Annotated in this window: 6 protein-coding genes; all 6 read left to right on the top strand. The window is 53.6% G+C overall.

Annotated elements, in window-relative coordinates; all coding sequences use genetic code 11:
* Positions 1-1416 (top strand): ABC transporter ATP-binding protein (locus RCH87_RS04330; RefSeq protein WP_306515505.1); only part of this gene is annotated, 1416 nt, incomplete at its 5' end.
* 63 nt (positions 1417-1479) lie between these two features.
* Positions 1480-2760, top strand: coding sequence for an alkylhydroperoxidase domain protein (locus tag RCH87_RS04325; protein ID WP_306515504.1), 1281 nt, complete (start codon positions 1480-1482; stop codon positions 2758-2760).
* Positions 2761-3021: 261 nt separating this feature from the next.
* Positions 3022-6990, top strand: coding sequence for an AAA domain-containing protein (locus RCH87_RS04320; protein WP_306515503.1), 3969 nt, complete (start codon positions 3022-3024; stop codon positions 6988-6990).
* Entirely contained in the window at positions 6894-8270 is a 1377-nt protein-coding gene (locus RCH87_RS04315; protein ID WP_306515502.1) for a DUF559 domain-containing protein, read from the top strand. The genes RCH87_RS04320 and RCH87_RS04315 overlap by 97 nt, the downstream gene beginning before the upstream one ends.
* A gap of 95 nt (positions 8271-8365) precedes the next feature.
* On the top strand, positions 8366-9673 hold the full coding sequence (locus tag RCH87_RS04310; RefSeq protein ID WP_306515501.1) for a DUF3100 domain-containing protein: 1308 nt from the start codon (positions 8366-8368) through the stop codon (positions 9671-9673).
* Positions 9674-9685: 12 nt separating this feature from the next.
* Positions 9686-10909, top strand: a complete 1224-nt coding sequence (locus RCH87_RS04305) for an amidohydrolase (protein WP_306515500.1) — start codon at positions 9686-9688, stop codon at positions 10907-10909.
* The last annotated feature ends 264 nt before the right edge of the window (positions 10910-11173 follow it).

Here is an 11173-nt window from a genome sequence, read left to right as displayed (position 1 = left end):
ATTACGTTCGACGGGAAAGAAGTCACGCAACTGTCGGAAAAGCAATGGCGACAGCTACGTGGCCGTCGCATCGGATTAATCCCACAGGATCCAAATAATTCGCTTAATCCACTCAAAACAATCGGTGCATCTGTTGAAGAAGGCTTAAACATCCATAACTTCGGTGATAAAGCCAGCCGTAAACAGCGTGCAATTGAGCTCTTGGAACGGGTAGGAATTGATGATCCACAGCGTCGTTACGAGCAGTACCCGCATGAACTCTCCGGCGGCATGAAACAACGCGTTTTGATTGCGGCGGCCGTGGCTCTGGAACCTGAATTGATTATCGCCGACGAGCCGACGTCTGCGCTGGACGTAACCGTGCAGAAGATCATCTTGGACCTCCTAGACAACATGTGCCATGAACTCAAGATGGGCATACTGCTTATCACTCATGATCTGGCGGTGGCTGGCGATCGCGCAAACAAGATCGTGGTGATGGAGAAAGGAATGGTGCGTGAATCTGGGGTTGCGGCAAGGGTATTAACCAAGCCGCAACACGAATACTCCAAACGACTACTCGCAGATGCACCCTCGTTGAGCTCACCGCACCTGGGCACTTCCCGTCGCGGACAAGAAACGCCACAGGCGCAGGAGCCATTGCTCGCCGTTACCGGTCTGACCCAACAATTTGGGGACTTCACGGCAGTGAACGACGTGAGCTTTAGCGTCGCGCCGGGTACCACGCACGCGCTCGTGGGGGAGTCTGGCTCCGGGAAAACCACGACCGGGCGGGCAATCTCTTTGTTTAGCCGTCCAACTGCTGGAAGCATCGCGTTGCACGGGGAAGAAATAACGACGGCCCGCGGTAAACGCCAGCGCGAACTTCGACGAGCGATCCAGATGGTGTACCAAAACCCGTTTGGTTCGCTGGATCCACGGTTGAGCATCGGTGATAGCATTGCCGAACCAGTGCGCAATTTCTTCGGTGCTTCGCGGCGTAGCGCTCGGGCGAAAGCCAGGGAAGTGCTGGACCAGGTGTCGCTAGATTCTTCGATGGCTACCCGCAAGCCCAGTGAGCTTTCCGGTGGTCAGCGCCAACGGGTGGCGATTGCGCGGGCGATCATCATCGAACCAGAACTCATTGTTCTAGACGAGGCCGTATCAGCACTGGACGTCACTGTACAGGCGCAGATCCTTCGTCTGCTCGATGATCTCCAGAAAGAACTCGGGCTTACTTATATTTTTATCTCGCATGATCTGGCGGTTGTGAATCAAATATCGGATTCCGTATCAGTGCTCTCGCGCGGCAAACAGGTGGAATACGGCGCCACGGAGAAAGTATTTACCCAGCCGAGCACGGATTACACCCGGACGCTTATCGACGCCATCCCAGGTTCGCGCTACCGTGCGGGAGATTTGAACTTGGGCTTGTAGAGCCGAAAGTGCCGAGAGTGCCGAAAACTAGCGAAAATCAAGGAGTGGAAAAGGAGAAACACTATGGCGGACATTATTAACAACCTGGCTGCGGCAACACCGGAAATCGAGGAGCTACGCAATGCTCGTCCCGATGCGTTGCACAATGCGCAAGCGAGCTTTTCGGCACTTCTGGAGCCGGAAGATCCCGGTAATTTTTCCTACGCAGAGCGTTATGCCGTTGCTGCGTTTACGGCAGCTTTGTTTGGGGAAGAAAAAGCCGCGGATTTTTATTCCGATTTGCTTGCTGACGAAGCCGACGACGAGCTGATTGCGGCAGTGCGTGCTGCCAGTGCCCGTGGGGCGTCGACCGGGCCGTACCACGATGGTGGATTTGCCTTGTTCGGTGGCACTGGTGACACGGGTGACACCGGCTCCGTTGCGGCGGGCGATGGTGACGCCGCTGATGCTGGTGACGCCGAGGGTGGCGAAGCAGCGCTTGGTGCCCGTTTGGCAGCAGCCTTTTCCTGGGCACACCTGGTGGCATTCCACCCAAAGGATGCGTCCCCGCAGGCGTTGGGGAACCTGGATGCCGCCGGTTGGAGCGCAACTGAGATTGTTAGCCTTTCGCAGTTGGTGGCATTCCTCGCGTTCCAGGTGCGCGTAGTACATGGGCTGCGAGTGGTGGCGGGGCAAAACCCGCAAACGCCTACAGTCGATCGTGCTCCAGGGACGAAGAACACGGGCTGGGAAACCACCTCGAATATCCTCGAGCATGACTCTGTTGCGCCTAGCCACTTTGTGAACCACCCATTGGGCTGGCTGCCGTGGATCGCCCCGCTGGAAAAAGAAGAACTTAACGATAAGCACATTGATGCGCTCATTAAGCCGGAGCGTGCCGGTATTGCGTATTTTCGGTTGCTTGCCCGTGACCCAGATGCGTTGAAAGCTCGCACGCTCACGGACCTGGATATTTTCTACAACCCCGAAGGTGGGCTGTCGCGTGCCGACCGGGAGCTCGCAGCAACCGTGGTTTCGCGCTACAACGGCTGCGAATATTGCGCCACTGTGCACCAAGCACGCTGCATCGACGAGGGCGGTGAACCAGCAGCTGTGCAACGGCTACTCGATGAGGGCATTGGAGCTGAGCTCGGTTCTGAGAAATGGGATCTGATCCGCCGAACGGCGGTTGCTCTGACGAGTACACCGTTTGCCTTCGACGCTGCACAGTGCGCGGAGCTTCGTGAGTTTGGTTTCGATGAACAGTCGATTCTGGATCTGATCTATTCCTCGGCGTTCTTCAACTGGGCCAATCGATTGATGCTGACGTTAGGACAGGCGGAAGTCCCGAAGCGGTACCGCTAGCTGGCGTGCGGATCGCCCAGCGGTTGTAGACGCGGTTGGTTATGGCGCAGCAAACCCCTCTCCAAGCTTCCCACCTTCATAGCTCAAATGAGAGAGGGGTTTTGCCACTCGCGTTAGAACAAATTTTCTACGTCTCGTACTGCAGTAATTGCGCTGTATATTACGGCGGTTAAGGATAGTAAGATATATCTATCCCTAGTGTGCTCCGGCGTATTTTTCGTCGTGGGTAACCCCCGTAGTACGTAGTTTGGAGAATCGCCGGTGCAGGTTAACGCTGATAAAGCTTCACGTCTGTTCGAATTCCTTTCCGCTTTGCAGAAGGCGAAAGAAAAGATCATCTTTTCTACGGCAGAGTATAAAAAAGACGGAGGAAAGGTATTAACCTTTGAACGTCTAATAGAATTAGCGCAGAGTACGGGGCAGGTTAAATTTGGCGAGCCAATTTGTAGCACTTTAGATTTGGAAGAAACGTATCTTAGCCTAAAAGACAGTGAAGATAGTCTTCTGGTGTCTTTTACAAAGCCAGCAGCCCTCGAGCGCCCCAGTGTACCGACACAGCTGGAAAACTTCGTTATTGGCAGCGTAGATGATGCGTTGCAGGAGCCAAAGATTGATACCGAAATGATAGGCTCAGAGCAGGATCGGGTGCAATTGGATGAGTGGATGGCGAGTTGGCGGACATGGGCCACCGCAGAAAATTATTCTCTAGCGTATAAAGATTTATTTGAAATCCAAACCAGCGCAAACCAGCACGCTGATGAGTTCGAATTGATTTTGGGCCTGGGTAACTTAGCCTGGAAAAGAGAAGGCGGGGTGAGAATCGACCGCCATCTGTTCACTTCTGGGCTGAACATTCGACGCGATAAAATTACCGGGGATATTGAAATTTCGCTCGGGGACGGCGAATTGAAGACGGAATTCGACGCGGTGCCCGCGGACTGTCTGCATGATGGCACCTTTCTAACCGACGTCAAGACTGAACTAGCGCGTTTCGATGGAGAAGCTTTGGACCCGGAAGCGTTTGCCAGCCTGGGGGTAGTGACAGCACATGGGCTCGATACTCAAGCTGTATATCACCCAGATTGGCGGCAACAAACTGTTTCAGAACGCCCCGTGATCTCATGGCAACCCACGATCATCTTAAGAAAGCGTCAACAAACTGGTTTTGCCTCTGTGTTTAAGAATATAGCTAACGCTATTGAAGCAGCGGGCGTAGTTCCTGCAGGGTTAGCTACCTTGATTGATCCAAATTCTCAAGCAGAGGTTCAGCCGGTAGAAGAGCCTGGGGCGACTTTCGAATCAAACAGTGAGATATTTACCCCATTGCCGTTGAATGCTAAACAGCTCCAGGTATTAAAACACGTAGACACGCATGCGCAGACCATTGTCCAGGGGCCTCCGGGGACAGGGAAAACGCATATGGCTGCTGCTCTGTTGTCGCATTTGCTAGCCCAAGGCAAGCGGGTTCTCGTGACAGCACAAGCAGCTCGGGCACTGTACGAATTACGCGACAAACTCCCGGAAGAGATCCGGGAACTAGCTGTGTCTGTGATTAACTCGGGACAATCGGATTTAGCTGAGCTAGAAGTAGCTGTTGACACGATAAGCCGACGGTCGAGCGACTACGATCATGCGGAGGCAACCCGTGATATACATGCTCTAGAATCTAGCCTTAACCAGCTGCAGGAACAAAGAACTGCCGAATTGAGAAAATGGACCTCTCTTATGGAATCTGAGAGGGACAACTTGGCGATCCCAGGCTATGACATGCAGATGTCCCATGCTGTGGAAAAATGGTTGGCAGACAAGTCCATGTATGAGTGGATTGACTCCTTGCAGGTTCCCGACCTTAATCAGCCGTTTCCATTGACACCCCAAGAGTTGGATGAATGGTTTTCACTGCTCGATTCTGAAGAGCTCTCTGGAACTGATGTAACGGAAAACGGTGACGAGATTGATTTTAGTATCTTGCCAACCGTGGAGGAGCTGGTTCGCTTAGTCGAAGCCGAACGGGAACTGGATTCGTTTGACGGAGAACTCGCAGCAGAAATTTCTTCTAGTGAACTAGCGGCGTGGTCGCAGCTTGCAGCAGCGAAGCAAACCGAGTTGTCTGGGCAAGCAGAAAGCGCTGTCGAGAAGTTGCAGGCGATGCACCGTGATTCTCTGCCTTGGGTGGATGAGTTGCTTTCTGATGCGCGGTCCAAGAACCTTTTCAAGTGGAAGAACGCCGTTGAAACCTTGACGAACGATTTTGCTGCTGCCAAAACTCGAGGGCAAAAACTAGACAATTTAAGGGCCATTGACATCAAAGGAGATGTTGACTCTTTTGTGCCGATTGCCCGGGCGCTGCAAAAATTCCTCCAAGCTGGTGGCGTCATCAAAACTAAAGTTGATGGTCTTCCGAAAGTTGGCTTGTTCACTAAGCCAATTATCAAAGATGCCTTTCCGTTCTTTGAACATGTCCGTATTAACGGTGTACCGCCGACTTCTTTAGCTGAGATCGATGCGTATCTTGACTACGTGGAGCTTGAATGGGCACTAGTGGCATTGCAGCGTTCCTGGAACTATTCGCAACCTGCAAGTAACCTGACGCCCCGAGAAAAAATTGGGTTTTGGCAACATGAACTTGAAATTTTTTCGACCTCTGTGGAACAAGTCGAAGAGATTGTTTCTCGAACAGCCGAATTTAATACTCTTGGCTTTGGCGTTGGCATAGCCGACCTTGATAGTTTTCCGGGGAAGCTACGGCAACTGAAAGCGCTATCTGATGCGCAGACTAAGGCCGCAGCATACGCCGAGCTAATCAGTCTTGGAGTGGAGACAACCCGTATTGCCAAATCGACGCTTGGATCGCTTGCCTGGCTCGATGGACTGCAATCAGCATTGGAAAGCCGTGACGTTGAACAGTACCGGACCGCGTTAGAGTCAGCTAGAGGGCAAGCTGCTTTATCAGGACCTATTCGTCGACGGAATGAACTTACCGCGAAGGCTAGCCGCTGGTCAGCACTTTTCGTACAGATGGTAGTGAACTCGGTTGATAGCACTGTCTGGCGTGCACGTGCTAGCGAGACCGACAAAGCTCGATTTTGGGCGCTGGCGGGAGAAAAAATTAAGCAACGTTCGCGTATAGACCTCGAGGAGCTATCGAGTGCGATTCGGATGATTGACCAGCGTATCTCCGCCACGATTTCGGAGCTTGCCGCAGCTCGAGCCTGGTCAAAAGCGGTTGGTAAAGACCGAATTGATCCGGCTACACAGTCAAACCTTGTTGCCTATAGCCAAGCGGTAAAGCGGTTGGGTAAAGGAACCGGAAAATATGCAGTGCAACACAAGAGGGACGTCCGCAAACATCTTGCCTCTTGTCGGTCTGCCGTGCCGGTATGGATTATGCCAATTTACAAAGTAGTGGAGCAATTTGATCTAACCGAAAATATGTTTGATGTGGTCATTGTGGATGAGGCTTCACAGTCTGGAATCGATGCTATTTTTCTCCAATATCTCGCCCCGCGAATGGTTGTCATTGGAGACGACAAGCAGGTCTCACCCACGAGTTTCCGTAATCAGGATGGGATTCGGAAGCTTGCTCAGCAATATCTTTCGGATTTTGACAAGATTGACTCTTGGGCGGATCCTGCGCGCTCACTCTTTGATGAAGCGAATATGCGATACGGTGGTCGCATTACACTGGAAGAGCACCGGCGGTGCGTACCCGAAATTATCGGGTTCTCTAACCGGTTTATCTATGAGCCTGAGAATATTTCATTGAAGCCTGTTCGTGAACCTGAAGCGGACCGCCTAGCTCCATTCAAAATTACCCGAACTCCGAATGCGTTCTGGGCTACTAACAAGTCGAAAAAGGTCAACCAAGCTGAAGCTGATACTCTCGTAGAACGCTTGGTTTCTGTGCTTGATGATCCGCAGTATGATGGCAAAACAATTGGCGTGATCTCTTTGCTTAGTGATTCAGGCCAGGCGGCATACATTCAAGCTCGACTCATAGAAAAAGTTTTGCCTGAAGTATGGCAAAAACGTGACCTTAAGGTGGGTAGCCCGGCCGAATTCCAGGGTGCTGAGCGCGACGTTATGTTCCTATCGATGGTGCAACCGGTCATCCAGGGTAAAAGGCCTCTTTGTTGGCCAAAAAAGAAACTTTGCAACGGTATAACGTGGCAGTTAGTCGTGCGAAAGATCAAGTGTGGTTATTCCACTCAATTGGTTTCGATGACTTAAACCCGAATGATATTCGTGCACAACTTTTGCAATATGCCTATGGCGTGGCAGAGAAAGCACCCGAGCTTGCCGTTAGTGCCAGTGTGCCGAATGATGTTCGCGTAGAACCGTTTGATTCCCTATTTGAACAGCGGGTTTACAACAGAATTGTGGAAAATGGTTACCAAGTTACCCCACAGTATCCAGAGCTTGGATATCGAATAGATCTCGTGGTGACAGGAGTTCAAGGACGTTTAGCCGTAGAATGTGACGGGGATTATTGGCATAGTGATCAGAATGCGTTGCGGGATCAGTACCGGCAACGCGAACTGGAGCGGCTGGGATGGACATTTGTGCGTATTTTCGAATCAGATTTCTATTTGGATTCTGATGCGCAGATGCAAAAAGTATGGAGTCAGCTAAATGAGCTGGGGATAACTCTCGCGAGTGCTGATGCCCCCTCGTTTGAAGCCTCCAAAAATGTAGAGATTCTCGAAGCAGTTTATGCGGATGGCGAACCAGATTCGCTGACAACCCTAGCTGTAGATGCATTCTCAGAAAATGACGGTGCGGCCGAAGACTCGTCTGTGGAAGGCGAGCGGCTGTACGCAGGCAGCCCGATTTTAAACAGCGAAGATATTTCTACCTATAAAGAAAACAAAATGTTCGCAACGCCCGATTTCGACAACCAGCTAGCAGCTACCGAGTTTGCATCGTCAATTGAAAAAACTGCGTTTGACGGCGAAGAGACGTTGTCAGCTGCGGATGTGAGGAAAGCGTCTGTTCCGTACGTTGAGTTTACGGGATCTACGGTATCGGTGCAGGATGCAAGTGATGGCGAACTAGCAGAAGGCTTTTTAAGAATACTGAGCCAAGAGGCACCGATGACAGGAAGCTATCTGTATTCACGATACGTTAAATGTGCAGGTGATGTTCGGGTGACGAAGTATGTGGAGCTTCGGGGGAAGAAAATCTTGAGCAGCCTTATAAGAACTGGCAAACTGAGGGTATCCCAGAAACCTGAAGGAGGAGATTTTGCAGAATACACGTTTTATCTGCCACATCAGAGTCCTATGAAACTGCGTACTCGGGGGCCACGAAAAATCGACGAGATTCCGTTCGATGAGCTTACCCGGTATGTGTTGAAAGGCAGGATTCGCGCTAAAACTGATGATCGGGAGAAAGTGATGCGTGAAGCACTCAAGCTACTTGACCTTAAAAGATTAACCTCAAAAACTGAAGAGACGCTCTTGCCACATTATGAACTTGTAATGCAGGGCAAAGCAGAGGCTCGGTGGTAGCGCGGTATACATTTGAGCTAGCCCGCCTAAACTGTGACTACACAGCGTGAATACAGTATTTTGTGCGGTGTTATTCATCTAGTTTAATTTCTTATATGGCTGAAATTATCGCACGCCTGATGCATTGGCGCCTGCACCTGGTCGTTTTGGTGCTCGCATGCCTGGCAGAGGTCATCGGCATCATCCAGATCGACATCGGCATCGGCACGGTAGTTCTGCTGCCGCTGCTGTACGCGTTTTTCTTCTCGCTGCTGTTCAACCCGAATATTGTTTCTGGTCTGGGCAACGTCGTCGGCAAGCAGGGCGCAGGAATTGCGCCGCGGTGGATTCTCATCTGCATGATGCCGTTCATGGCGAAATTCGCCATCGGCATTGGCCCGCAAATCGGCGACATCATAGCAGCCGGGCCAGCGTTGATCCTGCAAGAACTCGGCAACGTTGCCACACTGCTGATCGCCATGCCAGTGGCCGTGCTGTTGTTCAACATGGGGCGCGAAACTATCGGTGCGACGCACTCGATTGCACGAGAACCAAATATCGCGCTGGTTGCGGATAGATACGGTCTGAAATCCTCCGAAGGCATCGGCGTGATGGGCGTCTACGTCATGGGCACCGTCTTCGGAGGCGTGTACTTTTCACTGGTAGCCGGGTTATTCGCCTCCTGGGAGGTATTTGATATTCGCTCGCTGGCCATGGCCTGTGGCGTGGGCTCCGGCAGCATGATGGGTGCGTGCTCCACGGCGTTGGCAGAAACCGTGCCGGATGCCGCAAACGAGATCAGCGCCTTCGCGGCTACCAGTAACTTGCTCACTTACGGCACTGGATTGTTCGTCTCTGCGTTCATCGCGCTACCCCTAGCAGAACGCCTGTTCACGGTGCTGGCGAAAGTGCGACGACAGAAGGCGTCGGCAAGCAACTTCAGCGCATACACCGACGAAGAATGGGAATCCGGCCAAGAAGGCGACACCGAGCTGCCGATCCGCACAGTACTGGCTGCGCTGGTGTGGGTTTGCGTGCTGGCGTTGGTCGTGAACTGGGTAAATTCCGGAGCAAACCCGCTGGCTGCCGCGCCGGGCATGGTGATCCTCTACGTCTGCTGTATTGGCGGGCTGCTGATTACGAAGTACGTGCGCATCGGCGTGCCCAACGTGGCGTGGATTTCCGTGGTGGCGATCCTGGCTGCGCTGCCGTTTTTGCCATGGTCGGAAGCATTCATTGCCGCGACGGATCAGCTAAACATGCTGGCTCTGCTCACCCCGGCGTTGACGTATTCCGGGTTGGCGATCTCGCGCACGGAAGTCTCGATCTTCAAAAATTCCGGCGTGCAGATTGCCGTGATCGCCCTGCTGGTGTTTACCGGTACGTTCGTGGGATCCGCCGCGATTGCGAATGTGTTGTTGTAAGGAGCAAAGTTTATGGATGCAGCTAGCGCGGTTACTACGATCATGGGCGACTACGCCACGGTGGAGCAGTGGCAGACAGAGATTTACCTGGACCTGCACCGCAACCCCGAGCTGAGCATGCAGGAGGTGCGCACGCGCGGGGTGATCGCTCGTGAGCTGGAGGCGCTGGGCTATCGCGTCGACGAGATCGGTGGCGGGCTCGTCGGCACGCTGGACAATGGGCCCGGCGCGACGGTCATGCTGCGCGCAGATTTTGATGCGCTGCCGGTACGCGAAGAAACCGGGCTGGACTATGCCTCGACGGCGACAGCGGTGAACCTGGAGGGCAAGACCGTTTCCGTTATGCACGCCTGCGGGCACGATTGCCATGTGGCGTCGTTGCTGGCGATGGGGGCGTTGATGATGCGCCACCGTGAGCAGTGGTCCGGCCGGTTGCAATTGCTGTTTCAGCCGGGGGAAGAAACCGGCGAGGGCTCAAAGTCGATGGTTGCCGATGGCCTGGTGGAGCGCGTCGCCAAGCCTGATGTGGTGCTGGGCCAGCATGTGTTTTGTGGCCCGGTGCCGGCTGGGCACGTGGGCGTGGTGCCGGGGCCGTTCATGTCGACGGCAGTGAACGTGGACATCACGCTGCATGGGCGCGGCTCGCACGGTTCGATGCCGCACCTGAGCGTGGACCCGATTGTGCTGGCCGCCAACGTGGTGCAGCGGCTGCAGACGATCGTCGCGCGTGAGCTGAGCCCGCACGAATTTGGGGTGGTCACCGTCGGTGTCGTGGAGGCCGGCACGCGCCCGAACGTAATCCCGGAAACCGCGCGGCTGAAGCTGAACGTGCGAGCTTACGACGAAGCAGTGCGCGCACGGATCCTCGCAGCGATCGAACGGATCACTCGCGGGGAAGCCGCAGCTGCCGGCGCGCCGCGGGAGCCGGAGTTCCGCTACTACGAATCCTTCCCGGTCACAGACAATGACGACGTGGTAGCCGGCCGGTTGACCGAGTGCTTCGGACGTGACCTTGGCGCAGGAAACGTGCACCGCATCGAGCCGTTGACTGCCTCAGAGGATTTTTCCGTGCTTGCCGACGCTTTTGGCGCACCTTATTGCTTCTGGTTGCTGGGCGGTGCACCCGAAGGTGTGAGAATTCCGAACCACAGCCCGAAGTTTGCACCGGTTCTGCAGCCGACCCTAGAAACCGGAACCAGGGCGTTGGTCTCGGCAGCGTGTGAGTATTTGCGCTGATCAGACGATTGATTGGATTATTCGATTAAAAGTAATGTCGACTTTCAGGCGAAAAATCGACATTAAACATGTCTAATGTCGATTGCGTAAACATATCGGGGTCACGCTCGTCGCGGGGGCGCTGCCCGTCGCCGGGAGTCGCCCGCTGCGGGGTGGTGCCGGCTGCGGGGCGGGCGCATACAAACCGAAGCACGTAGCACTTGTTGGACAATGTTTGTTTAGGGTAAGCTAATCCGGTGCAAAAATCTCATAACCTCCGCAAAA

The organism is Corynebacterium sp., from assembly GCF_030826625.1.
In the GTDB taxonomy this organism is placed as follows: domain Bacteria; phylum Actinomycetota; class Actinomycetes; order Mycobacteriales; family Mycobacteriaceae; genus Corynebacterium.
Note: the sequence above shows the minus strand (reverse complement) of the source record. Positions and strands in the feature narration are given on the sequence as shown.

Bases quoted from the DNA above. Each gene is read 5' to 3' on its own strand.
- RCH87_RS04305 (WP_306515500.1), top strand. From the start codon at position 9,686: ATGGATGCAGCTAGCGCGGTTACTACGATCATGGGCGACTACGCCACG.
- RCH87_RS04325 (WP_306515504.1), top strand. From the start codon at position 1,480: ATGGCGGACATTATTAACAACCTGGCTGCGGCAACACCGGAAATCGAG.
- RCH87_RS04310 (WP_306515501.1), top strand. From the start codon at position 8,366: ATGGCTGAAATTATCGCACGCCTGATGCATTGGCGCCTGCACCTGGTC.